We start from the raw sequence: 25923 nt of genomic DNA on the forward strand, positions 1-25923 counted from the left end.
TAGGAGCGGGAGGGAATTTAAAATGACCAATGAGATAACAAATGAGAACGAAGAAACATTAAACGAGAACGAGGAAATAACCAATGATCCAGAAATGTCTGAGGAGGATATGAATAAGCTAGTGATGGCTGTTCATCATAACGGTCTCGTAGCTTTGAGAGTGCACTTTCAAGACGTTGAAGGACAAGTGTTGAATATGGAGGCCTACGGCCCGGTTTTTGTTTTTCACGTAAAGTCTGAGTTAGACCATGTCTATTCTTGTGGCTTTTTTCTGCGTGAATTGATTGCAAGATTCCAATCGGGTAAGGATCCTGCAGCATGGATGGCTTCATTCTTTGTTGATCTGATGAAGATTGAGGGCGGCAAAACGCTTCCAAAACCGCCTTCAAGTGAAGAAGAAGCTAAAGCGATCATAGACAATGTATTAGTTCCGCAATGTATTAAAGAAATAACTGAAGAATTTGCGCCAGAAGATGTACATGTTGGACTAGCTTGGAATGAAAAACTAGGTCCGGTTTTCGAGGCTGGATTTCCAGCGATAAGCGATGGGAATAACGTTTGTGCGTTCCCACTGCATTTATTGTTAACGCACTTGCAATTGAATCGGGATCCTTCCGAGCTGCTTGTACAAGGCATGTATAACATCCGTAAGGAACATGGATTGGAGTAAAACAGGCTCCGAGCCCTGGCCATCCATAAAACAAAGAAACGGCAGAAATGCCGTTTCTTTGTTTTATTTTATGAGTTCTTACAATCCGTAGAGTCAATTCACTTTAGAAGCGCTTTTGAAATTCTAATCTTTTTGATGGGCATCCGTATATGGTGGATACTATCATTGATTATTTCGCGGAATCTTCCAAATCGATGGGACTTTTGGTACCACAGCCGCCATCGGAGAGCTATTGCTGCAAAGTCATGAGGAGTGCGGTCAACGATTCCGTTGACAACAGAAGCACTTGATTCTATATTATGCACAACACGATATGGATTCTATAGTTATGAATTTAGCATTCCAGCACGTGAGAATGTATATTTAAGGCTATGATTTAACGTAGTCTTTTAGGAGGTTTTCTAGTGAACATCAGAGCATTGTGTGAAGGGATAAAGCTTGATCCAGCGGCTAGACAGCAGGTTTATGAGTTTCAGATGAAAGAGGATGAATATCTAGTTTATAAACAACATTTTTATTTTGACAGATTTTCTTTTTTTGAATCTGTGAAAGCATCGGAGGGCTATCGAAAGCAACTATTATATTTATTTGTGAGATTCGCAGTAGATGCTTATGAAGAGTATCGTATTCGTAACATTGAGGATGAGATCTATTATGATACATTCTCAGATATTCAGATCTGGTGCATGCAATGTCTACGTGATTACGGTGAATATGGTATTGAAGAATATAACTGGCTGCAAGAGCATGTTCAGCTTCGTTTATTTCGTTTGGGAAGAATGCAATTTCAACCTTTTGCGATGGACCGCGATTTAGTTGTTGATGGTTGTAAAATCTTTACCAATCAAATCGTGCTTAATGTGCACATTCCAGCGGGAGAGCCTTTATCCGTTCAAAGTGTCGAGGAATCCTTTCAGTTAGCCAGAGTTTTTTTTAGAGGTATAACTCCAGTGTTTATTTGTCATTCATGGCTGCTTGATCCGGAATTAAGTGAGATTTTGAATCCAGAATCGAACATTATTCAGTTTCAAAGTCGGTTCTACATTTATGAAGTCGATAAAAGTTCCAAGGAAGCAGAAGAAAGAATATTTAGTAAACTAAGTATGACCCCTCAAGAGTACGAAGAGAACACCCAACTGCAACGGCGTGCAAAAGCCTTTTTAATTGCAGGAGGTAAACTAGGAAGTGGCTATGGGATTAAAGTACATAAGTAAGGTTGAAATCTTGGCATATTACGGATAGAGAAGACGTACACTGCAAATGAAGTGATGCGTTAACCTGACTCTGGCTGTAATAGCTGGTTTTGGGGATAGTGTTTTGTTTTATCCAAAAACGAAACCGGTTTCAGATGTACGAGCGCGCCGTGCAATGAAATTAATAAGATCAAAGAGGTGATTCCATTGGGCTGACCCTGGGCAGATATCGTCTTAAGCATTCCTGTGTCCTATAATTTTTTCATTTATTAGGAGGAGACGATGATGTTGAGAAAAGGAAAAATGCTAAGTCTATTTCTGCTGTTTACACTCATGATTGCTCTAGTGCCTACAGGTAATTCAAGTGCAGCCTCGAACTGGAATCTGGTATGGAGTGATGAATTTGACGGGAATTCTCTGAATACTGGTAACTGGTCCGCCGAAATCGGCACAGGGAGCGGTGGCTGGGGTAACAATGAACTTCAGTACTATACTAGTCGTTCGCAGAACCTGCAAGTTACGGGTGGAAATCTGGTTATTACAGCGCAAAAAGAATCCTACGGTGGAATGAATTACACCTCTGCACGGATCAAAACACAAGGACTCAAAAGTTTTACCTATGGGAAAATCGAAGCTAGAGTTAAGGTGCCTTCGGGTCAAGGACTCTGGCCGGCATTTTGGATGCTTGGATCAAATATTGATACAGTAGGTTGGCCTAAATCCGGTGAAACAGACATTATGGAACGTGTGAACAATAATGCTTTTGTTAATGGGACGGTACACTGGGATGCCAATGGGCATGCCGAGTATGGGCAGGTATCCGGAAATCTGGATTTCTCTCAATACCATGTGTACAGCGTTGAATGGGATGCGAATTATATCAAGTGGTTTGTAGATGGCAACCAATTTAATGCTTTTTATATCGAGAATGGAACGGGAAATACGGAGGAGTTCCAAAAACCCTTCTTTATCCTGCTAAACCTTGCTGTTGGTGGGAATTGGCCTGGAAGTCCAAACGCTTCAACTGCTTTCCCGGCGCAAATGCTGGTTGATTATGTACGGGTGTATCAATCCGCGCCTACCTCAAACATCGTTAGTGGTGGGATTTATACTTTAGCCGACAAGGCTAGTGGCAAGGTTCTGGACGTAGTGGATGTGTCCACAGCAAGTGGGGCAAAGATGCAGCAATGGACCAATTACACAGCCAATAATCAGAAATTCAAGGTGGAAAGTACGGGAGACGGCTACTATAAGCTGACAGCAGTGCATAGTGGAAAAGTATTGGATGTGCCAAACTCATCAACCGTCAGTGGTGTACAGTTGCAGCAGTGGGATGACAATGGTACCAACGCTCAGCGGTGGAGCATTGTAGATGTAGGGGGTGGATACTACAAACTAATTTCTAAAGTGAGTGGATTAGCCATGGATGTAAACGGAGCCTCAACGGCAGACGGTGCAGCGGTTCAGCAGTGGACGGATAATGGAAGCGATGCTCAGAAATGGTTTTTTACTAAAGTGAACTAAAAGGATTTATTATACGATCATGTTCAAGAAAAACGGCAGAGATGCCGTTTTTTATTTTTTTGTAGAACATAGATATATTTATCTGAAGGCACCATTTCATATTTTAATATTTTTCTATCTGATATAATGTGATTTATAACCTTGACTCCTAAAAAATGGTTTCTAAATAGATTTATAGTTGTATTTCATCTTAGCATCATACATATTCGGAGGGATTATCATTGATTGTAGCTACAAAACTTCATATTCCTCGTGTGCGTAATTCATTGGTCTCTCGTCCAAGGCTGATAAGTAAACTTAATGAAGGAATGGACACCAAGTTGACGCTTGTTTCTGCACAAGCCGGTTACGGGAAAACCACAGCGTTAAGCGAATGGGTTAGACAATGCAATATGCCTGTGGCTTGGGTGTCCTTAGATAAGCACGATAATGATTGGGCCCAGTTTTGGAGTTGTGTTAGAGCTTCTATAACGGAATGCGTTCCCGATTTTGGACTAGCAGTTGAACCTTTGTTTGATGATGGGCCTTCAATGACTTTGGAGCCTGCAATAGCAGTACTCTTGAATGAGTTAAATCATGTATTTAACGAACTGGTTATCGTTCTTGATGATTATCATGTCATTGAGACGCCCACGATACATCATTCCATGACTTATTTTCTTGAGCATTTACCTCCTCATATACATCTCTATATTGCAAGTCGAACCGCTCTGACGATACCTACTACTAGACTTTTGGCAAAAGGTGAATTACATCGGATCCACATGCAGGATTTACGATTTCAATTGGATGAGGGAATAGAGTTCTTTCAGGATACGACCGATTTAGCCTTATCAAAAGAACAAGTGACAGAGCTATTCCATCAGACCGAAGGCTGGATTAGCGGTTTACAGCTAGCAGCGATTAGTCTGAAACAAAGTGATAATATAAATGCGACGATTCATCAAATTAGAGGTCAACAGCAGCATATATCAGACTATTTGCTAGAAGAAGTATTTCATCATCTTCCGGATTCCATAAGCACTTTTTTACTGGAAACCTCTATTTTAAACCGGATGAATTATTCCTTATGTCAAGCTGTAACTGGTCAAATGAACTGCCAAGAGCAATTGGAGAGATTAGTCCATTTGAATTTATTCGTTATCCCCTTGGACGATCACAGGAATTGGTACAGGTATCATCATTTACTTTCTGACTTTCTGCAACAAATATTGTTCAGAACAGATCCGGAAAAGTGGATACAAGTACATACTCGAGCGGCAAATTGGCTGGAGGAGCATGGCTTTGACGAAGAAGCAGTGGAGCATTATATAGAAGGAAACCGGTTCGCAGATGCTGTTCGTTTAATCGAGAAGAATCTTCATACGTTAGTGCAATCGAAAAGCGTCGTTTTGATTCGCTGGGTGTCTGCTTTGCCGGAGAACTCTTTTGCAGAGAAGCCTATGATTGAATTGTTTTATATTTCTGTATTGCTGGGAGTTGGTGAATGGAAGGTTGCCTTTAAGAGAGTTGAACAGGCTGAGATTCGTTTTCTAGCGTTGCAGGGGGAAATGGATGATATCCAGTGGAATCAGGTCATGGGTAATCTCTACTTTTTCTGTTCAGTTACCACCTATCTGCAAAAAGACCTTGAGCGAACCTCGGGATACTTTGAGCTTGTAGAGCAATTCGTGCCAGAAGGTAGTTTGTTTCAAACAATGGGGCGTAATCGATATCAAGGGAATGATGTGTTTGATGATCACTTGGCGCTTATTAATGATCTTCACGCAGCAGAAGCTTTCCTATTAAAATGGATTACAGTTTGGGAGAACAAACAGGAGTATCCTTTTGTTGGTTATTTGTATGCTTCTTATAGCAAATTGCTCTATGAATGGAATCGATTGGACGAAGCTGAACGGTATGCAAGTAAAGTCCTTGAACGTAAGGACATGCAGCCTTTCGCTCGGATTTTGATTCACAATTACACTAGTGCTTCACGAATTCAGCAAGCCAAAGGAGATCCAAACCGAGCATCACAGCTGCTTACACAGTTGAAACTGCAAATTGACTCTCCTGACTATGATTTGTTTATGTTAGGTGTTGAAGCAGAGCAAGCTTGCTTATCTCTACAGCAGGGTTCGATTCAAACAGCTCTGGCATGGCTAAGGAAATGTGGGTTGACACATACAGATGAAATTCCTATGAATCGAATCGCGGAGTATTTAGCTTTGGCAAAAGTGCTGGCAGCATGCGAGCGATCAGATGAAGCCTTGTATGTGTTGGATCGATTGAATGAAGTGTTATTTAAGGAAGATCGTCTCCGAGATCAAATTAAGGTATGTATTGCGCAAAGTATGACGTATCAATCCATCGGCCAAACTGAGGCAGCTTATCTACACTTGGGGACCGCTTTACATCTAGCAGAGCCAGAAGGCTATATCCGCAGCTTTTTGGATGAAGGACCTAAGATGCAGGAACTGCTATCTACTTATCTGAAGGTACAGATAGGCAGTCTAATTCCCGATCCAAAGATTTCGTTGTCCTATGTGAAGCAGCTGCTTAAGGCTTTGGATGTCACCATAGAGGAGAAGCTAACCCTTAAAGAAATACTAACGGAGCAGGAAATGAAAGTTCTACATTTAATTGCGAGTGGATTATCAAATAAAGAAATCGCCGATAGATTATACGTTACAGGTGAAACCGTGAAATTTCATATTAAAAATATGTATAGAAAGCTTGGGATAAACAATCGTGTACAAGCGCTGCAACATTTCAATTCATTTATAGAATAGGTATGAAGCCCCCCTATAAGTAAGACTATCCTCCCCTTTTGGGGAGTTTTTTTTTGGAAAAGTTAGTCTTATAGTTAGGTGATTGCTGAGTATTCGACATACAAAGATATTTTGCAACAAGAAACTTAATTGAAAGGGAAGTGAGGAAATATCAATTAATGCATACAAAGCACTTTGGAATTATTTTTACCTGTTTGTTAGGTACATTGGAGGAGAGTAAATATAGCTATGTTAATAACAAAAATATCTGGTTCTACTGAAAGATGGCTGAAAGGATTTACGATTCGTTTATTAGTAGGGCTGATGATATTTTCATCGTTCTCCTTTTTATTTACAGGCGTTGTTTCTGCGCAAGATGGGAATACAGGACCTGATGGAAGCCCCGGCTGGACCTATTGTGCTGATGAGGGAGAGGATAACACTTGCATAGTTCCAGGGAGGAAAGAAGTCCGTTATTGGGCTACTGGGGGGAATTATAAGTATTATTCGAAAATTATTACCGATAGCACGATATGTTCAAATGATGTAATGGGCGGTGACCCAGAAGGCGGAATTAGAAAACAATGCTATTATCGTGACCTTCAGCTTGATAGCGGCGAAATGACTAAAGTCGTTAGCGAGCAGAACAAGACGTTAACGGTTACATTTAATGTGTATGCTAGACAGGCAGGTACAATAGAGGATTTGCGAGAAAAGATTACAGTGAAGAAAACAAGCGGCGGCGCTTATGCACCTCTTGACGTAGAGGATACCGTTACAAACGTAACCTACACAGATACAAGTAGTACGCTTGAAATTCATTTTAAAGACACTTTAGTAGGGGATTCAAATGTACTGAAAATCGATGCGGGAGCATTCGTGGATAGCTCGGATATCGCATATAGTCACCTTATTGAGATTGCAAATATTCAATTTACCCCGCCTCTTCTAACAGCGGATACGGATAACAACTACACCGATAAAGATATAACGATTACGTTTCCTGACGATTCTCTGTGGCGTGAAGCGATCAACGCGGTGTCAGACGGAGGGGCAGTATTAAGTAAAGAGACACAATACGCTGTTGATGCCGGTATGCTCACGATAAAAGCCGGTGTACTGATGACAAAAGGCAGTCATGACATTAGAGTGACAGCGCTTGGTTATCCAGATGTGGTTGTAAGTCAACAGATGATCAAAAAGTATACGGGTAATGGGTCTGGTACAGAAAGTGAGCCCTATCTGATTGAGAATGCCGATCAACTGAGTGAAGTTAGAAACCATATGGAAAGTGGTACTTATTTCAAACTTATAGCAGACATCGATCTAAAAAGTTATGCAAGCTGGACGCCAATTGGAAATGATAGTGAAAGATTTAAAGGAAGTATAGACGGCAATGGATATAAAATAAAGAACCTGATTATTCAAAATAATTACACTAGTTATCTGGGGTTATTTGGATTTATAGATACTGGAAGTAAAGTTACAAGTATGAGATTGGAAAATGTCAACATTACAGGTAGCAATTTTATTGGTGCTATTGCTGGAGCTAATGATGGAACCATCGATAATAGCTACGTTACTGGAGTATCTATAAATGGCAGTGGATATATTGGAGGGATGGTAGGATATAGCACAAATGGATCCATTACTAATAGTTATGCGATTGGGTCAGTGAATGGATATTATTATGCAGGCGGCTTGGTGGGGTATGCTTTCTTAGGAACGGTAAGTGATAGCTATGCTTCAGGATCGGTAACCGTGAATAATATTTATGGAATAAACGGCGTTGGCGGCTTGATTGGTTATTCTTACTTTGTAAACATTAGCAACAGCTACGCGACTGGAACTGTGAAGCCTGGACCTGGGACTACTGAAGTTGGTGGTTTGATAGGTAGTTATTACTACTATTTTGGATCATTAGCGAATAGCTTCTATGACAAAGATACAGCACAGCAAGAGGATACAGGAAAAGGTGAAGGAAAGACAACTGCAGAGATGCATACTAAGGCCAATTTTAGCGGTTGGAACTTCGATTCCACATGGTATATCACCCCTGATCAGTATCCTAAATTATGGGCATTTACGGATTTATCTCCAGGGACTAAAGGCTGGACAACAAAGATTAATCATGTATCAAACGGGATGGAATATTCGCTTAACGATAGCGATTATATACCAATAACAAATATTGATGCGGATAACATTGTTGTAGATGCGGGAGATCAAATTAATGTCCGAGTAGCAGGAGATATAACAAGCTCCAAAACTTTGACAGTAGGTGTAGCAGATATTAAGGCCGGACCCACTTTAGGCAGCTTAACGGTGGGAACCACTGCGGGAACTACGAAGCTAATTAATGTAAGTGGTGATATGGAATATAGAGTCAATTCGGGCTCGTATGAGGAAATTACCGATACAAGTGAGGATAATATTTCTGCCTATGCGGGCGATACGATTTTTGTTCGTCTTGCGGCAACTTCCTCAGAACCGGCATCCTTCGACCAAAAGTTAAAAGTCAATTTAGCACATATCAAATCAGCAACAGCACCGACTGGATTATTGGGACCAGGAACGATTGGTGGCACGACAAAGCTAAGGGATGTTTCGGAAAAGATGGAATATAAAATCAACGAGAACCCGTATAAAGGGATTTCCGGTACGAGTGTTGATAACCTCATTGTTAATGAAAACGATACGATCTCAGTTCGTATAGCGGAAACAGCTAAACTACCTTCGTCTGAGGTACAAGAGCTGACCGTTGAATCAGATGTAATAAACCCAAAAAGTGCAGACGCGACCCTAAGCGGACTGACCTTTAGCGATGTGACGCTCAGCCCGACATTTTCTAAGGATACATTGACGTATACAGCAGCTGTTGCTAATAGCGTAACGAATACGACAATCACAACAACCAAAGGGAATAAGGATTCTGTGATCCTAGTGACAGATTTAGGTTCGAAGTCGCTGTCCGTGGGAGTAAATACCTTTATTGTTCATGTTACAGCTGAGGATGGTGTCACGAAGAAGGAATATACCGTGACGGTAACTCGTGCGACAAGTTCAGACGCCTCTTTGAGTGCGCTGACGTTAAATGGAGTGACACTCAGTCCTGTATTTGCTAGTGGCACTTTGTCGTACACTGCTAATGTAGCAAACAATGTGACTAGTACAACTATTGGAGCAAGCACGAATAGTGGGGCCGCTATGGTTCCCGTAGCAGATCTAGGTTTGAAGCTGCTATCGGTAGGAGCGAATACATTCACTGTCCACGTCACCGCAGAGGATGGTATTACTAAGAAAGATTATACCGTTAAGGTAACAAGAGCGAAGAGTTCAGATGCCACACTCCGTGCGCTGACGTTAAGCGGAGTATGGCTGAGTCCAGTATTTGCTAGTGGAACATTAACGTACACAGCTAATGTAGCAAATGATGTGACAAGCACGACCGTTGGAGCAACTAAGAATGACGGAACCGCTACGGTTTCAGCAGGTGATTTAGGCTCGAAGACGTTATCGGTAGGATCGAATATATTCACCGTTCACGTCACTGCAGAAGATGGAACAAAGAAGGACTATACCGTGACGGTAACCCGAGCGGCAAGTTCAGATGCCACACTCCGTGACTTGACATTAAGCGGAGTAAGACTAAGTCCAGCATTTGCTAGTGGCACATTGACGTACACAGCCAATGTAGCAAATGATGTGACAAGCACGACCGTTGGAGCAACTAAGAATGACGGAACCGCAACGGTTTCAGTAGGTGATTTAGGATCAAAGTCTCTGTCCGTAGGAAAGAACATAATTACGGTAAACGTTATAGCGGAAGATGGTTCTACGAAGAAGAAGTACACCGTTGAAGTAACCCGGGCGGCGAGTTCAGATGCCACGTTAAGCGACTTGTCCTTAAGTGGAGTGACACTGAGTCCAACCTTTGATGAGGATACTTTAACTTACGTATCCAGTGTAACGAATGATGTGAAGAGCACCATCGTGGCAGCAGCCACGAATGATGAAGCTGCTACGATCTCAGCAGATGATCTTGGTTCGAAGTCTCTGTCCGTAGGGAAAAACATAATTACGGTAACCGTAACAGCTGAAGATGGTTCTACGAAGAAAGAATACACTGTTGAAGTAACCCGAGCGGCAAGTTCGGATGCCACGTTAAGCGACTTGTCCTTAAGCGGAGTAACACTGAGTCCAACCTTTACAAGTGGTACACTGGCTTACACAGCCAATGTAGCTAACGACGTGAAGAGTACTACAGTATCAGCAGCCGCGAATGATGAAACTGCTACGATCTCAGCAGATGATCTTGGTTCGAAATCTCTGTCCGTAGGAAAGAACATAATTACGGTAAACGTTACAGCGGAAGATGGTTCTACGAAGAAAGAGTACATTGTTGAAGTAACCCGAGCGGCAAGTTCGGATGCCACGTTAAGCGACTTATCCTTAAGCGGAGTGACACTGAGTCCAACCTTTACAAGTGGTACACTGGCTTACTCAGCCAATGTAGCTAACGACGTGAAGAGTACTACAGTATCAGCAACCAAGAATGATGGAACTGCTACGATCTCAGCAGATGATCTAGGTTCGAAGTCCCTGTCCGTAGGAAAGAATACATTGACGGTAAACGTTACAGCGGAAGATGGGATCACGAAGAAGGAATATACGGTTACTGTAACCCGTGCAGCAGAAGAAGTTATATCTGGTGGAGGTAGTGGAGGTTCTGGTGGCGGGTTGCCGACACCAACATTAGCACCAACAGCGACACTGACGCCAGTAGCGACGCCAATGCCAACTGTGGCACCGGCGACGACACCGGGATCTACACCAACACCAGCGAATAACCTAAGTGATATTTCTGGTCATTGGGCGCAGCGCTCCATTCAAGAAGCGTTAAGCCTTGGAATTATCAAAGGTTATTCTGATGGCACATTCAAGCCTAACGGTACCTTAACGAGAGCAGAGTTTGCTCTTATGTTGATGAATGCTTTGAAACCGCAAGAAACTGGAACTAAGCTAACCTTTACAGATGCAGCGAAGATTGGAGCTTGGGCTCAGGAAGCGGTCGCACAGGCGGTACAAGCAGGTATTATTAACGGCTATGAGGATGGCACATTCCGTCCAAATACAGAAATTACAAGGGCTGAAATGGCAGTGATCCTTGCCAAGATTCTGGGTAAATCTAACGAAGCAAGTGCCACAACCGGGTTTGCAGACGACAAGGACATTCCAGAATGGGCAAAATCCAGTGTAGCTTACTTGAAGTTAGCAGGTCTTGTGAAAGGGAAGGGCGATAATGAATTTGCTCCCCAGGATCACGCCACTAGAGGAGAAGCTATAACCATCTTATTGAACTTATTAAAACAAATTAACAAATAAAGTGAAGATTATTATAAAAGGATGAGTGAAATGCCCAATTACTATTTCAATGAAATCTGGACGCCTCTTAAACTTGTAGGAATCCGTCTGTTTCGGGATGATAATATGGGCGTGTGGATCAAGTTCTGGCATAAAAAAAGACGCCGTATTCGAGTCTGATAGACATCTAAGTTGATTAGTTCTGCAGCCCCTATCTAATAGGGGCTGTATTTTTACGTTTAATACGTCGTTGATATTGAATTCTTGTGTTGATTACTGTCCCTTTTCTTCTCCTAATCGTTCTAATTAATTTCAATTGAAACAGCGAAAGGGGCGAGATTCTTGTGCGAATAATTTTAATTCTACGTTTATAAATGATTCGTCTATTACTTTTTCGCATGAACCGCCGCTTAACATAGCTGACCTTCCGTCTTCTTCGTTTTAATTTGGCTTTAAAAGCTCTCCAAGGGGTTAAATTTAGGAACTTGCGATATAGCGCAAATCCTGAGGAGTCTTTATTCCAGCATTTCTCATCCCCGGCAAAATGGACAATTTTATTATTATAGTCATGATTTGGGATGGCCATGTTAAATGAATTAAAACGGATATCGAGTGGGAGGTAATTCGCTCCAAAAACCGCATTTAAAACATCCTGGTCAGGCATGGTGACATCAGGGAAAGTGCGCAAGAAGTTCAGCATCTCTTGGTACCAGTTCGTATTCTGGCGGATATTATTCAAAGCAAATACGATCACTCCAGAATTAAAATAAATCTCGGGATTCAGCCCTTTGGCGCTCACAATAGGTGCAACATCCATAATGCCCTGATCCCAAATCGCCCCTAAATATTTTTCATTCAGCTCGACCTGCCACAGCTCCGCGATGTCTATGTTTACCAATACATCACAATCCAGATAAATAATTTTGTCAGAAGGAATTAACGCGGGAAGCAGCAATCGGTACATACTTGCATGTGTCCACATATCGATAGATTTAATATTGGCAAGAACCTGGAGCATATCTTCGGGTAAAGTAATCGAATAAAAGCTAATCGTATGCTGATGTTTAGTGGTTAATCTGGCGAGCTTTCGCTTGTTAACTTCGGTTAAAGAGGCATCATGTAAAATATGAACATGGATTGGGGAACTTGTATGATGAAAAACTGACGCTAAAACGACACCGGCATGCTCTACATATTTTCCATCCTTATCTTGAAAGGCCAAGGCAATTTCGATCATTTGATTTATCCTCTCTCTACATTAGTGTACGAATGTACCACAGTATACGTTTGCCCTGGCGAGAGGATAAAGGCATTACACCTACGATATTCACCCAATTTTTTTTCACATAAAAAAACCAAGCTCTGCAAATCAGAGGCTTGGTTTATGAAAGCACTTATTTATTTTCGCAGCTTAATACGATCTATGTGATGATTGTTATTTTTAAATAGAATTAGATCTGCGCGATTTCTGGTAGGCAAAATATTGTGTATCAAATTTTCAAAATTGATTTCTTTCCATATTCTTTTCGAGATCTCGATAGATTCTTCTAGTGATAACTGTGCATATTTTTTAAAATAAGATTGCTCATCTTGAAAGGCGGTATCTCTAAGCTTAATAAACCGGTCAATATACCATTTCTCAATATTATTCACATCAGCATCCACATAAATTGAAAAATCAAAGAAATCAGATACAAAATAGTTTGGCATACTTTGATTAATTGTCAAACTAGTCTGAAGAACATTTAATCCTTCAACAATTAGGATGTCCGGGTTCTCGATCGCAATACATTCATTTGGCACGATATCATATGTTAGATGCGAGTATACAGGGCTTTGAACACCCGAAATACCAGACTTCACTTTAGTTAAAAATGAAATTAAACTACGTGTGTCATAGCTTTCAGGAAATCCCTTTTTCTTCATGATTCCACGCTTTTCCAGCTCAGCATTGGGAAGTAGGAACCCGTCAGTCGTAATTAAATCTACTTTTGGATGAGAAGGTAATTGAGAGAGGAGCTTCTGAAGAAGTCTAGCGGTTGTACTCTTGCCAACAGCGACACTTCCGGCGATGCCTATGATAAATGGACCCTTTTTAAGATCGTTATTAAGAAAGTGATTTATAGAATCTTTAAATGTATGAGAGGCTTGAAGCTGCAAATGTATCAATTGGGACAGAGGAAGATAGACCTCATTTACATCCTCAATCGAAATTTTATCGTTAATACTTTGGATATCGCTAAGCTCTTCTTCTGATAATTGGATAGCGGTGAAATCGCTTAGCTTCTTCCAATCCTCACGTAAATAAAGTGTATATGCTGAATTATTCACCATTAAAGTTTCCACATCCCTGAGTTTTTTAAAGATTCACCTGCACTTAGGTATTATAACCGTTCATTCAACTTGATTCCATTCATAGCAATCGACATTAGTATGGACATTATGGAGAATTCATTTCAATAAATAGGAAAATAAATTAAAATATAGTGAACGAGGAAGAATGGAGTGGAACCATGGGAGTTTTTCGAAAAGTTGAAGTATTAACGGATTACACGCGCAAGGGTACGTTCCAAGAAGAGTCAGAGCCCAGAAAAATCGTGATAAGTATTTATTATTCGGATACGGATGGTTTGCTCGATAACAACGAATCTAAAATGAAATATATGGATCTTTTCCGGCCCTGTGAACAACAAGCAAGAGAAATTCTACAAGATATTGGAATGAATATGGATATCATAGATGGATTATCTACCTCAATCAGCGAGGGAGCATTGCAACAAAAATCTAAACGATCCTATCCTGTCATTATCTACTCTCCTGCACTAGGCTTAGATAGAGATATGTATATTTACAATATACAAGCGCTGGTAAAGCGAGAATTTATAGTGGTAACCGTCAGTGCTGCTTATGAAGCCATGTTTACAGTTAGTCCAAGTGGAGAATTTATGAATCAATCAGAGGTCATGAGGACAATACAGGCTACAGATTATAGCGAATTACATCACTTAATTTCTATTCGAAAAAAGGATATAAAGTATGTATTAGATCACCTATCCAATCTGAATTCAAGAATGGAAAGTTTGGATATGGACAAGGTTGGCATTGTTGGACATTCAATCGGTGGTGCTACTGCATTAGATTTAACTATGGAAGATGATAGAATTAAAGCCGCAGTTTTATTAGATGCAAGTATGCATTTATATATTGAGAATGAAGTGAAGAATACCGTACCCCTGCTTGTAATAAGGCAAAAAGCTTCTACTTTAGAATCCTTAAGCATTATTTTACAGGAAAAAATAGCAAATGATTTCATCAAAGGACAAGAGAAGCTTTTCCGGAATTGGAATGGATATAAGTCTTTTTTGAAAATACGAAAGGCAACGCATATGTCCTTTAGTGATATGCCTCTTTTTGAGGAGGACGAGACTTTATATCATAGAACTTGTGGGATTCATAATCAGATAAATGAGCTTGTCGCTAATTTTTTTCAGGAGCATCTATTGAATCAGGGTAATGCTTATTCTACATTCATTAGTCATAATCATAGTGATTTCTGTGTGATCAATGGCAGTGGAGATGAAATTCTGTAATCTAGTAATAAATCCACTTCGTTTATACCGATAAACATATATAAGGGAGGGGATTATAAATGCATTCAGCTCAGTCTCATCAGATAATATGTAATCATATTGAACAATACATAGGGGTTATTGATAATGTTTTTAAAGAGGTTATTTCAGATGTTCTGTCCATTGATATTCTAATTGTTAACCCGACGCCTGAGCGGAATTACTATACTTTAATTACATCAGGAATGAGTGAATTTGCGATGCAGGTTCCAGATGGTGCAGAAGAATATCAATTTACTGAATTAATGATTTGCCTTCCTCCTACATGGAAGCTGTCTGATGAGGCTTTTAAGGACGAAAGAAATTATTGGCCAGTTCGTGCGCTAAAAACAACGGCTAGGTTTCCACATGAATATAATACATGGCTCTATATGGGGCATACGCTAGTCAACGGTAATCCAGTAAAGCCTTATAGTGAGGATACAGGATTTCAAGGGATGTTTGTGTGGGTGCCAGATGTTGAAGATACAGCTGGTTTTTTTAATTTGGAAATGAACAGTGAGAAAGTGGTGCACTTCTATACTTTAATTCCGCTTTATGGAGAAGAGTTAGATTATAAAGTTAAGCATGGCGAGGAAGAACTTCTTAATAAGTTAAATAAGATTGGGGTCACCGATGTTCTGAATCCTTCCCGTAAAAATAGCTGTAAGAAGATTTTTGGACTCTTTTAAAAATAAGAAAAACGGCCGAGGGCCGTTTTTTTTATCCTTTAATCCCAAAAGCAAGCCAGCGCCCATCAACATCTTCAATAACAAATTCCTTGTTATTATAGTCGGTGTTTGCTAATGCTCGGACAATGTTAACACCAGCCGCTTCAAATTCTTTCTCCAACTGCTCTTGCTGTTTCGTAATAAAATAGGCATCGTAACCATAGCCATACAATTCTCGATTAGGAATAACCCTTTGTCCTTGGGATTGAGTAAGGATAATTTCTGTATCATCACGATAGAGGCAAACATGCGGTTCTTCCGTATCTAAATAGGGCACAACTTGAAAGCCTAAGTACTGATTGTAATAAGCAGCGGTGCGCTCAATATTCAGGGTAGGAAAGATACTGTGTGATTGTAAAAGCTTTTTGTCCACTTGTGAGTTCATCCTTTCTAAGAAAATAGATACCCATATATTACCTTGCGACAAAGATTTCAACAATACGTGGAGTTATTAAACCGCAGGAGACATTCATGGTTGACACCATAGATATTCTATAATAATATACATGCATGAGCATACATTAATTAATTTCTGCTAAAACATGTTTTTAATGTTCATAATAAATTTAGTTTTTTATAAAGAGGAGAGATATCATGAAGAACTTGTTTACCCCTTATGAAATGAAGGATTTGAAATTGAAGAACCGCGTGGTTATGCCTCCAATGTGTCAGTATTCAGTGACTAACAAGGACGGAATTGCTACCGATTGGCATTATAATCATTACGTAAGCCGCGCCATTGGAGGAACAGGATTAATTATTATTGAAATGACCGATGTAGAGCCTGATGGCCGAATTACTGATTTTGACCTTGGCATTTGGTCCGATGAGCAAATACCTGCATTGGCTAGAATTGTTGATGCTTGTCATGCTTATGGGGCAAAAGTAGGTATTCAAATTGCTCATGCTGGTCGTAAGGCTGAAGATGCAGCAGTTCCTGTATCCTCTTCTGAAGTTCCATTTGATGCTGACTCCAAAACACCACGTGCCTTAACGACTGAAGAAGTGAAGGGTATGGTTGAAAAATTCCGGTTAGGCGTGAAGCGTGCGATTCAAGCGGGGTTTGATGTTATCGAGCTTCATGGTGCGCACGGTTACCTTATTCATCAGTTCCATTCACCACTAACGAATCAAAGAACAGATGAATATGGCCAAGATTTGACCTTGTTTGGTACTGAAATCATTCGTGCAGCGAAAAGTGAAATGCCTGAAGGAATGCCATTGATCATGCGTATCTCAGCTCAAGAATATGTAGAGGGCGGATACGGCATTAAAGAAAGCTTGGCATTTGGTAAAGCTTATAAAGAAGCTGGCGCAGATATTTTCCATATCAGTGCAGGTGGTGAAGGTCCTATCGCGGCTGCTGGCAAGCCAGGAACACATGCGGCGTATCAAGTTCCTTTGGCAAGAGAGATCAAATATGGTTTGAATGTACCGGTGATTGCTGTAGGCAGATTGGATGAACCTGCTCTTGCTAATGCAGTCATTGGGAATGAGGAAGCAGATCTTGTTGCAGTTGGTCGGGGGATGCTGAGAAATCCATATTGGACGCTGGAGGCAGGGGTTGAGCTTCAGCAAGACCCTGGTATTCCTCGGCAGTATGCCTTTGGATTTCCTAGAATTAAAGGCTAAGGAATAACGAAATTAAATGGAATCATTTGGAGAGACCGACTTCTTGGAGAAACGGTCTTTTCTCTTTTTTGGATTAAGCTTGGCACAATGGATGTGGAGTGTAGTACTATTATATAGAAGAAAAAATTCATGAATAGTCATACGCTCAGGAGATGAAGAGATAGATGGACAAAATTCTTAACAATGACCTTATCGCGAATTGGTTGACGTTAACGCATATACAAATGAATGTGACGAATGAATTAGAAGTTAATTTGCAAGCGAATCATGGATTATCTTTAAAAGAGTTCTACTTGTTATTATTCTTGTCGGAAGCCCCAGAGAAAAAACTGAAATTGCAGAAACTTGAATCCATGGTTGGTTTAAGCCAAAGTGCCGTTTCACGTTTAGTTAGCCGGTTTGAAGCCAAGGGCTGCGGAGCTTTAGAGAGAAAAGCATGCGACAGTGATCGCAGAAGTATTTATACCTCCCTAACCTCCATTGGTGAGGCCAAGCTCATCCGTGCACAAGAAACCTTTAAAGACACGCTAATGACGGCATTCCCGGAAAAAGATGTGGAACAGCTTCTAGCGCAAATGCTTCGTATGAAGCAGCAATCATGAGTCAGCTCAAAAAAACCTCTGTTTAGGTAAATGGATCGTATCTCCATTTCCCATGCAGAGGTTTTTTGCGTGAGAATTTCTTATTCCATTACCGCTTAGAAAGCTGGTAATAATTATAGCTTTCATTTTCAATCGTAATTTCATTCATTAAGTCGAAGTCACATTTTTGTATGACTCTATTTGAGGGTGTATTGTGTACCAGAGCAATAGCGTTTAATACATCGGTAGAAGTGTGCTCAAACAAATACTTAATTAACCCCTTGGCAGCTTGTGTGGTATACCCTTTGCCCTGATGATCCTTGGATATGGCATACATGATTTCTCTGTTCGGAGCGGGTAATTCATCCTTCATTCCTGTACAGCACCAACCGATAAACTCATTCGTCTCTTTTAAAATAATGCCTAAACGAAGACGAAGCTCCCCGATATTTCCATCCGCTGAGACCGCTTGTAGAAACTGTTGGTTTTCTTTTATTTCATAGTTTATTAACCAATCTAGCCGTTGTTCTTTAGGGACATTCCAGTCGGGCAGAAATTCTATGATTTCAGGCTGCGTGGTAAGTGCGTGAAACTCGTCTAAATCCTCCACTCTAAACTCTCGTAACAGGATATCTTTACATTCAATTGTAAATAAATCGCGTTTTGTTGTTTCATAACCTACATGGTTATTCATATTTCATCTCTCCTTCATACATTCAAATTCATTTTATCATGAATAAAAGGGTCTATTTGGTAATTTTTAATTATAAAAAAGTTTTCTTTTATTTCACAAAAATATTAATTAGTTAATATATTAATTGATTATAAAGTGTGTTATTATGTTTCGTATAAAGGTTAAATGATTCACGTATGGGGCGGTTTTGTCGTAGTAATCAGTAGATTGGTTAGGCTTTTATGATTTCTAATACAAAAGATGACAGGTGATCTTCTATGAACAATGACAACAGTAATAAATCTATTAATGGTAATTTGATAGCGCATTATAAGTTTGATAACCCCGATCATGTGGGTCAAGATTACTCAGGGAATGGGAACGATGGAACCGCTTCAGGGACTAAGCTGCCATCCATACAGACTGTAGCGGGTAGAAGTGTTGTTTCACTAGTGGGTGGAGAACATGGTACATCCTATATTTCTTTGCCAGATGATCTTCTTAAAGAAGTCAGCGACCAAGCTGGCCTTACTGTCTCGACTTGGATGCATGTAAGTACTGGCGGGAGCTTATGGGAAAGACTGTTCGATTTCGGCAAAGGCGAGACAGGACCCTATATTTTTTTAACGCGTAATTTCAGGGGGACTTGTTTTGCGGGGGAAGATTTAGTCGCAGATCCCGGTAAATCCTTTGCTGCTGGTGAATGGGTGCACGTTGCCTTTGCGGTCACAGGAACAAAAGGTGGAACACTAAGCAGTGCAGGACCTGTGATGTATGTCAATGGTGAGATCGTTGCGGATGGAATGATAAGTCAGACTTCTAGCGGTACATATGCTAGGCTACGCACGTGGTTTGCTACATTTGAGGATCAAGTGAATTATAGTAACAATACGATCGGCAAGTCCCAGTACGCTGCAGATGTAGATTTTGGCGGCTCTCTTTCGGACTTCCGTGTATATAAAGCGGGATTAACGCAGGACGAAGTGATTGAGATTATGTGTGAGTCTTTGACAGATGAAGAGATCGTTAAGCTCGCAAAAGATAAATATTTAACCTTCACTAGTTCAATCATCACCAAAGATATCGAATTACCAGCTTCGCTCATGGGTGGAAAAGTTGACGTGTCCTGGGTATCCAGTGACTCAGCAATCATTTCTAATGCGGGAGTTGTAAATAAAACCGTCCATTCTGCTAAAGGTGTAACGCTTACAGCAGTTTTGAAAAAAGGTGACAGTACAGTAGAGAAGAGTTTCACCGTGTCTGTGCTCCCAGAAGGTTTGCCACCCTACACCTTAACGATCGATGGAAACCATGAGATTTTGGATGTTAGCGAAGTTCTATATGGCCTATTCTATGAAGATATTAATAATGCGGCAGATGGTGGAATTTATGCAGAGCTAGTGCAGAATCGTTCCTTTGAGTCATTTGCTTTTGACAGCTATTCGCATGTATGTGGTGTGCATGGGACTTCAACGGGAAGAAATTATACACCTCTGCATGCATGGTCTGGTGACACGGACAAAATGACTGTTCATCATACAGGCGGCTTGAACGATTTCTTTGGAATCGAAGATAAAGATATGAATGCGCATTATGTGACAGTGGCAGATGGCGCGACGATCAATAACAGAGGCTTTGCGGATTCCAATCAGCACTGCTCAATGTTTATTAAGAAGGATGCTAAGTATAACTTCACGATTTGGGCGAAGGCTGAGGCAGCGGGAACAATCACCCTGCAATTGCTCGACAAAGATGGTAAAGCCATTAGCGATACAACGGTAGTTGAGGTGTACGGTGACGGTAACTGGAAGAAATATGGTGTAGATTCTAAGTATGTAATAACAGGATCTGAAACTATACTCGGTCAGCTGGCGTTAACCTTTAACGGTGAGATTTCCATTGATATGGTCTCCTTAATGCCGGAAGATGTTTGGGGCGCTGGGGAAGAAGAACGTTCTGCTACAGCTCACGCTAACTATAAGGGGAATTCGAACTATAGATTAAGAAAAGACTTAGTGAATGCACTTGTTGATCTTCATCCTACATTCTTACGTTTCCCGGGGGGCTGTATTTCTGAAGGCTCTCACATTTGGGAGAATGTGTACGATTGGAAAGAGTCTGTCAACGATATTGAGCTTCGCAAAGAGAACTATAATGTATGGGGCTATATGATGACCATGGGTCTTGGATATATGGAGTATTTTCAATTAGCCGAAGATTTGAATGCAACACCACTTCCGGTTATGGCCTGCGGCGTGTTGTGTCAAGCTCGTTCGGATTATGCGAATCCAGCTGGCGGTGCGTTAAGAGATTATTATGTGAAGAACTTTACGGATCTGATTGATTTCGCGATTAGCATGGATTTTGACAATAACGAGTGGGCCGCTTTGCGTAAAAAGATGGGCCATGAAGCAGCGTTTGACCTGCGTTACTTGGGTGTGGGGAATGAAAACTGGGGCACAGAGTTTTTTGCCAACTTCGAGTATTTTAAAACAACGATTGATGAATATATGGTGAAAAACTACCCTGATCATGAACTGACCATTCTTTCTACGGTTGGAGCACAAGCAGATGATGATGCCTATCAGCAAGGCTGGAAATTCCTAAGCGGAAATCTACAGGGCTCGGAACAGATCAGCTTCACGGATGGAACATCGAGTATTGAAGAGACGGTTACCTGGTATGAGAAACAAAAGAACTACATGGATACGATTGCGGACGAGCATTACTACCGTTCCAACGAGTATTTGTTAGAGAATGCGGATCGCTACAATTACTATTACAGAGCTTATAAAGAAGACGGCAGCTTGGACGAGGCTGAAACTTCGAAGGTTTTTGTGGGTGAATATGCTTCGACAGATAAAAATACTTTGGCAGGAGCGATTGCTGAAGCAGCGATTATGTCCAGCTTCGAGAATAACTCTGATGTGATTAGACTAGCTGCAACGGCACCTTTGTTCAATAAGGTATTAACAGATGGCACCTACAGATGGACACCAGATTGCATTTGGTTTGATGATGAAACTGTATGGTACACGCCGAACTACTATGTTCAACAGCTGTACGCTAAATATCTCGGCACCAAAGTGGTTGGCACATCGTTCTCGACATATCGCAACGGGGAAAAGGTAGACCTCATTCCTCACGGAGGAATTGAAGTGGCTGCCGGAAAATCATCTGTAGTTGTGAAGCGGGTGAAGGTTACTTCGAATACGGATGGCAGCGTTATGTTAGAGCAAGATTTTACACAGCCGCTGCATGAAGCTTGGAAAGTCATTCCTGGTTCTGCCGGATATACGATTGATCCTTCCAAAGGTCTAGTCTTGAAGGCACAGAACAGCGGACTGAATGGATTGTATATTCTCAATGACGCGTGGACTAATTATAAAGTAGAGGTCGTTCTTGAAAAAGCTTCCGGCGAAGATGGCTTCTATGTAGGTGCAGGTCTGACAGACATTTCACCGGAAAATAAAGATGTTATCGAATATGCGATTGGCTATAATGGCGATGCCACAGGAGTCAAGGTGTACAAGCAAGGGATTGAGGCTTATACACTCGGCGATTATTCCTCTAGTACAGCAGCGGGTAACCTTAGAGCTAGTTGCTATGAAGAGCTAGCGGATCATACGGAATATACCATCACTGTTAATTATGGTGGAGCAGATGGCAAGCATTTGATTTGCTCTTACACAGATGGCAAGACAACAAGCAAAGTGCTTGATTATAAGCTCGAAGCGTATAACAGAGAAGTATACAATTCCGTTACTAAAGATGATAAGTATCTCTATGTAAAGCTTGTGAATGCGGATCGTGTAGAGAAAGCAACGAAGCTTGATCTAAAAGGCTTAAACGTAGCTCCTACCGGTAAATGGATTACTTTAACGGGCGATGCTTCGCTAGTTCACACACCTAATGTGAACAGAAAAAATGATGAGAAGGTTACTCCAGTTGAAACGGAAATCAGGTTTGATAAAGACACTGCAATTGTAAATCTAGCTGCCCATTCTGTGAACGTGATTGTTCTGGATCTTATTTAATAGAAAAGATAGCATTCAGCGCGCGCCGATAATACTTCGGCGCGTGTTGTTGTTTAGGAAGGCTTGTAATCGGTTGATGTTTATATAGGGAGAACTGTCCACTTCTTGATGAATCTCTGAATCTAACATACACTGGTGAAAGCACAATCACCCGAATGACTCTCCATCCTGCGATCCTCCCAGAATATTTTTTCAAAATATAAGAAAGTATAAGTTTCACGCTATACATCATCCTTCTATTTCTCGCTTAAACGCTTACCGTCCTTGTAAGGACGCCGAAGGCGTTTATGCTTGCCACACTAATGCTTTCATTTCACGAGATTATAGTTCATATCTTGCCCCAATAGGAGGATGATACAATGATGAAATCATTCAAAACGGACTGGAAGGCGAATCTAAAAAATCCACAAACGATTATGGCTTTGTTTACTTATCGTTTTGGAAATTGGGTGTATTATCGGGTGAAAAGTGGCCTGATCCGCAAACCTTTGTGGCTCCTATATCGCATAATGGATGTGCTTTTTGTTCGAATTGTTGCCAGTGGAGAGCTTCATGCAGAGGCTCAAATTGGTGATGCGCTTCATTTACCACATGGGTTAAATGGCATTATCATTAGTCCTAAAGCGGTGATTGGTAACAACGCTACTATTTTTCACCAAGTGACCATTGGGGGGAGAAATAACTTAGGGGAACCCGTGATTGGTGATAGAGCATTTATCGGAGTAGGTTCTAAGATACTAGGCCCGATTACGTTGGGGAACGATGTTAATATCGGAGCTATGTCTGTTGTGGTTAAGGATGTGCCGGATAATGCTTCAGCTGTAGGGATTCCTGCCAGAAATATTTTGCGAGATGAACCCAAACCTGAGAATACAAGATAACGGCGGGATGTTCTATTACATAGGGTATCGCTTTATTTTAAAAAGTTACAGGGTATAATTAAAGCATCCAAGAAATCTTGTAATAACCTTCTAGAGATCGGAGTAATGAAATGAAATATAGCAATTTAGAAGAGTGTGTTAATGATTTAGAGAAGCATGGACATTTGGTTCGTATTCGTGAAGAAGTGGACCCTTATCTGGAGATGGCCGCCATTCACTTGAAGGTTTATGAAGCTGGTGGCCCTGCATTATTATTTGAAAATGTAAAAGGCTCGAAATTTCGTGCCGTATCTAACCTTTTTGGAACGCTAGAGCGCAGTAAGTTTATTTTTCGGCGTACTTGGAACTCCACACATAACGTAATTGCACTTCGTAACGATCCGGTAAAAGCACTCAAAAATCCTTTTAAATATGTAGGGACAGGACTATCCGCGAGAAAAGCATTGCCTATTAAAAAGCCGGGTGGTCTACCAAGTGGTTTTCAGGAAATCAGTATTTCTGATCTTCCGCTGATCACACATTGGCCGGAGGATGGTGGCGCTTTTGTCACATTGCCGCAAGTGTATTCCGAAGATCCAGACAAGCCTGGCATTATGAACTCCAATCTGGGGATGTACCGTGTTCAATTGAATGGTAATGATTATGAACTCAATAAAGAGGTTGGTATTCACTATCAAATTCACCGCGGTATCGGCGTGCATCAAGAAAGAGCTAATCGAAAAGGAGAACCGCTTAAAGTGAGCTGTTTTATCGGCGGACCTCCAGCGCATACGTTATCGGCTGTAATGCCTTTGCCAGAGGGTATGAGTGAGATGATCGTTGCCGGTTTACTTTCGGGACGTCATTTTAGCTATAGCTATGTAGATGGATATTGCATTAGTAATGATGCGGATTTTGTGATCACAGGGGAAATTCATCCTGGTGAGACGAAGCCGGAAGGACCTTTTGGCGATCATTTAGGCTATTACAGCTTGGTGCATCCTTTTCCAGTTATGAAAGTACATAAAGTGTACGCTAAAAAGAATGCAATCTTTCCATTTACGGTTGTCGGCAGACCCCCACAAGAGGATACCGCTTTTGGTGAGTTAATTCACGAGTTGACGGGTGGAGCTATCCGACAAGAAATCCCGGGTGTCAAAGAAGTTCATGCAGTAGATGCTGCAGGTGTTCATCCCCTTTTGTTTGCGATTGGCAGTGAACGTTATACACCTTATCAACAAGTGAAGCAGCCAGCGGAGATTCTTACGATCGCGAATCGGATATTAGGCACAGGTCAGCTTAGTTTAGCTAAATTCTTGTTTATTACAGCCGAAGAGAAACAACCTATCAGCACACATGATGTTGAGGATTTCTTGACGTATATTTTAGAGCGAATTAATCTTCGCAGAGATATTCATTTCTATACGAATACAACGATTGATACTCTTGATTATTCCGGTACAGGACTTAACAGCGGAAGTAAGGTGATTTTCGCTGCGGTTGGGGAGAAGAAAAGAGAGCTATGTACAGAGGTTCCTGACATACTTGAAGAACTACAGGGATTTGGACATGCAAAGATGGTGATGCCGGGTCTCGTGGCGCTTCAAGGCTCTAAATTCACTACTTACGCTGAAGCGGCGCAGGAAATGAATAAGCTTAGCGAAGCGATTCAAGTACAGGGAGCACTCCCATCTTGTCCGATGATTATTGTGTGTGATGATAGCGAGTTCTTAAGTGATAGAATTGAGAATTTCCTATGGGCGACGTTCACACGCAGCAATCCTTCTCATGATATATATGGCGTGAACAGTTCAACGGAGTATAAGCATTGGTCATGTGATAACGTGATTATTGATGCGCGTGTAAAACCTCATCAAGCGCCACCATTAATTCCGGATCCAGCGGTTCAAAAGCATATCGAACGATTATTTGCTCCAGGTGGGAGCTTAAACGGTAAGATCTAACCATAACTCAAAGACCTTCTTGGGAAACCAAGGAGGTCTTTTTGCTGTTTTTTGAAATGATTTTACTCATATGAAATTAAAAATGTATAGGTGTATTCTGGGTTTTATGTCCCAGCTTGTCACAAAATCGTAGGATTTTATAACTAGAGGCGAGTGAATTGAACGGTTTAGTGTATGATAAACTCTGTTTTTTAAATGTTCATAGTGAAACTTAGGTGGTAGTATCGTGTTGGATATGAGTGCATCTGGAAATAATTATCGAGAAAAGTGTCTGAGCAAGGAGGAGGGGATACGCGCACGAAGTGAACTTATATTTGAAGAACGAATGACAATGAA

General features: G+C 41.0%; 16 protein-coding genes. 12 read left to right on the forward strand and 4 right to left on the reverse strand.

Annotation, left to right across the window (positions count from 1 at the left end; genetic code table 11):
* Window positions 1-22 precede the first annotated feature (22 nt).
* The 5 genes from MHI27_RS09250 (at window position 23) to MHI27_RS09270 (ending at window position 11522) form a co-directional block, all read left to right on the forward strand.
* Window positions 23-670, forward strand: coding sequence for a hypothetical protein (locus tag MHI27_RS09250; RefSeq protein ID WP_042186601.1), 648 nt, complete (start codon window positions 23-25; stop codon window positions 668-670).
* 404 nt (window positions 671-1074) lie between these two features.
* Window positions 1075-1884 carry an acyltransferase domain-containing protein gene (locus MHI27_RS09255; RefSeq protein ID WP_405176087.1) on the forward strand — a complete coding sequence of 270 codons (810 nt, stop codon included), beginning with the start codon at window positions 1075-1077 and terminating at the stop codon, window positions 1882-1884.
* 261 nt (window positions 1885-2145) lie between these two features.
* Window positions 2146-3387 carry an RICIN domain-containing protein gene (locus MHI27_RS09260; RefSeq protein ID WP_405176088.1) on the forward strand — a complete coding sequence of 414 codons (1242 nt, stop codon included), beginning with the start codon at window positions 2146-2148 and terminating at the stop codon, window positions 3385-3387.
* A gap of 221 nt (window positions 3388-3608) precedes the next feature.
* On the forward strand, window positions 3609-6158 hold the full coding sequence (locus MHI27_RS09265; RefSeq protein ID WP_405176089.1) for a LuxR C-terminal-related transcriptional regulator: 2550 nt from the start codon (window positions 3609-3611) through the stop codon (window positions 6156-6158).
* A 228-nt stretch (window positions 6159-6386) separates the two neighbouring features.
* Window positions 6387-11522, forward strand: a complete 5136-nt coding sequence (locus tag MHI27_RS09270) for a cadherin-like beta sandwich domain-containing protein (protein WP_405176090.1) — start codon at window positions 6387-6389, stop codon at window positions 11520-11522.
* A gap of 190 nt (window positions 11523-11712) precedes the next feature.
* Here MHI27_RS09270 and MHI27_RS09275 read toward each other — a convergent pair whose 3' ends face one another.
* Together MHI27_RS09275 and coaA are read right to left on the reverse strand one after the other, a co-directional pair.
* Window positions 11713-12738, reverse strand: a complete 1026-nt coding sequence (locus MHI27_RS09275; protein ID WP_405176091.1) for a glycosyltransferase family 8 protein — start codon at window positions 12736-12738, stop codon at window positions 11713-11715.
* A 161-nt stretch (window positions 12739-12899) separates the two neighbouring features.
* Window positions 12900-13835, reverse strand: coding sequence for a type I pantothenate kinase (gene coaA / locus MHI27_RS09280; protein WP_405176092.1), 936 nt, complete (start codon window positions 13833-13835; stop codon window positions 12900-12902).
* A gap of 179 nt (window positions 13836-14014) precedes the next feature.
* Here coaA and MHI27_RS09285 point away from each other — a divergent pair, with 179 nt between their 5' ends.
* Together MHI27_RS09285 and MHI27_RS09290 are read left to right on the forward strand one after the other, a co-directional pair.
* Window positions 14015-15091, forward strand: coding sequence for an alpha/beta hydrolase family protein (locus MHI27_RS09285; protein ID WP_405176093.1), 1077 nt, complete (start codon window positions 14015-14017; stop codon window positions 15089-15091).
* A gap of 59 nt (window positions 15092-15150) precedes the next feature.
* Window positions 15151-15801 (forward strand): suppressor of fused domain protein, encoded by a 651-nt coding sequence (locus tag MHI27_RS09290; protein ID WP_076300815.1) that lies wholly within the window; start codon window positions 15151-15153, stop codon window positions 15799-15801.
* A 31-nt stretch (window positions 15802-15832) separates the two neighbouring features.
* On the opposite strand, the gene MHI27_RS09295 is transcribed toward MHI27_RS09290, so the two are convergent.
* Window positions 15833-16213, reverse strand: coding sequence for a VOC family protein (locus MHI27_RS09295; protein WP_341053525.1), 381 nt, complete (start codon window positions 16211-16213; stop codon window positions 15833-15835).
* Window positions 16214-16434: 221 nt separating this feature from the next.
* On the opposite strand from MHI27_RS09295, the gene MHI27_RS09300 reads away from it, so the two are divergent.
* The gene (locus MHI27_RS09300; RefSeq protein ID WP_405176094.1) at window positions 16435-17472 is read left to right on the forward strand and encodes an NADH:flavin oxidoreductase/NADH oxidase; all 1038 of its coding nucleotides are present in this window, start codon (window positions 16435-16437) and stop codon (window positions 17470-17472) included.
* Between the two features lie 164 nt (window positions 17473-17636).
* Entirely contained in the window at window positions 17637-18074 is a 438-nt protein-coding gene (locus tag MHI27_RS09305; RefSeq protein WP_081383065.1) for a MarR family winged helix-turn-helix transcriptional regulator, read from the forward strand.
* Window positions 18075-18162: 88 nt separating this feature from the next.
* Here MHI27_RS09305 and MHI27_RS09310 read toward each other — a convergent pair whose 3' ends face one another.
* Window positions 18163-18747, reverse strand: a complete 585-nt coding sequence (locus MHI27_RS09310) for a GNAT family N-acetyltransferase (protein ID WP_405176095.1) — start codon at window positions 18745-18747, stop codon at window positions 18163-18165.
* Between the two features lie 257 nt (window positions 18748-19004).
* Between MHI27_RS09310 and MHI27_RS09315 the strand changes: the two genes are divergently transcribed.
* The 3 genes from MHI27_RS09315 (at window position 19005) to MHI27_RS09325 (ending at window position 25587) form a co-directional block, all read left to right on the forward strand.
* A complete protein-coding gene (locus MHI27_RS09315; RefSeq protein ID WP_405176096.1) occupies window positions 19005-22763 on the forward strand; it encodes an alpha-L-arabinofuranosidase C-terminal domain-containing protein in 3759 nt (1252 codons plus the stop codon).
* 359 nt (window positions 22764-23122) lie between these two features.
* Window positions 23123-23644, forward strand: coding sequence for a serine O-acetyltransferase (locus MHI27_RS09320; RefSeq protein WP_149644713.1), 522 nt, complete (start codon window positions 23123-23125; stop codon window positions 23642-23644).
* A 110-nt stretch (window positions 23645-23754) separates the two neighbouring features.
* Complete coding sequence (locus MHI27_RS09325) at window positions 23755-25587, forward strand: UbiD family decarboxylase (protein WP_405176097.1); 1833 nt, start codon at window positions 23755-23757, stop codon at window positions 25585-25587.
* Window positions 25588-25923 lie beyond the last annotated feature (336 nt).

The organism is Paenibacillus sp. FSL H8-0261 (assembly GCF_045040645.1).
Classification (GTDB): Bacteria; Bacillota; Bacilli; order Paenibacillales; family Paenibacillaceae; genus Paenibacillus_AQ.

What these genes read in the sequence shown, in the direction of transcription:
- MHI27_RS09250 (WP_042186601.1), top strand. Translation starts at nt 23, where the DNA reads ATGACCAATGAGATAACAAATGAGAACGAAGAAACATTAAACGAGAAC.
- MHI27_RS09260 (WP_405176088.1), top strand. Translation starts at nt 2,146, where the DNA reads ATGATGTTGAGAAAAGGAAAAATGCTAAGTCTATTTCTGCTGTTTACA.
- MHI27_RS09270 (WP_405176090.1), top strand. Translation starts at nt 6,387, where the DNA reads ATGTTAATAACAAAAATATCTGGTTCTACTGAAAGATGGCTGAAAGGA.
- MHI27_RS09275 (WP_405176091.1), bottom strand. Translation starts at nt 12,738, where the DNA reads ATGATCGAAATTGCCTTGGCCTTTCAAGATAAGGATGGAAAATATGTA.
- coaA (WP_405176092.1), bottom strand. Translation starts at nt 13,835, where the DNA reads ATGGTGAATAATTCAGCATATACACTTTATTTACGTGAGGATTGGAAG.
- MHI27_RS09285 (WP_405176093.1), top strand. Translation starts at nt 14,015, where the DNA reads ATGGGAGTTTTTCGAAAAGTTGAAGTATTAACGGATTACACGCGCAAG.
- MHI27_RS09290 (WP_076300815.1), top strand. Translation starts at nt 15,151, where the DNA reads ATGCATTCAGCTCAGTCTCATCAGATAATATGTAATCATATTGAACAA.
- MHI27_RS09300 (WP_405176094.1), top strand. Translation starts at nt 16,435, where the DNA reads ATGAAGAACTTGTTTACCCCTTATGAAATGAAGGATTTGAAATTGAAG.
- MHI27_RS09305 (WP_081383065.1), top strand. Translation starts at nt 17,637, where the DNA reads ATGGACAAAATTCTTAACAATGACCTTATCGCGAATTGGTTGACGTTA.
- MHI27_RS09310 (WP_405176095.1), bottom strand. Translation starts at nt 18,747, where the DNA reads ATGAATAACCATGTAGGTTATGAAACAACAAAACGCGATTTATTTACA.
- MHI27_RS09315 (WP_405176096.1), top strand. Translation starts at nt 19,005, where the DNA reads ATGAACAATGACAACAGTAATAAATCTATTAATGGTAATTTGATAGCG.
- MHI27_RS09320 (WP_149644713.1), top strand. Translation starts at nt 23,123, where the DNA reads ATGATGAAATCATTCAAAACGGACTGGAAGGCGAATCTAAAAAATCCA.
- MHI27_RS09325 (WP_405176097.1), top strand. Translation starts at nt 23,755, where the DNA reads ATGAAATATAGCAATTTAGAAGAGTGTGTTAATGATTTAGAGAAGCAT.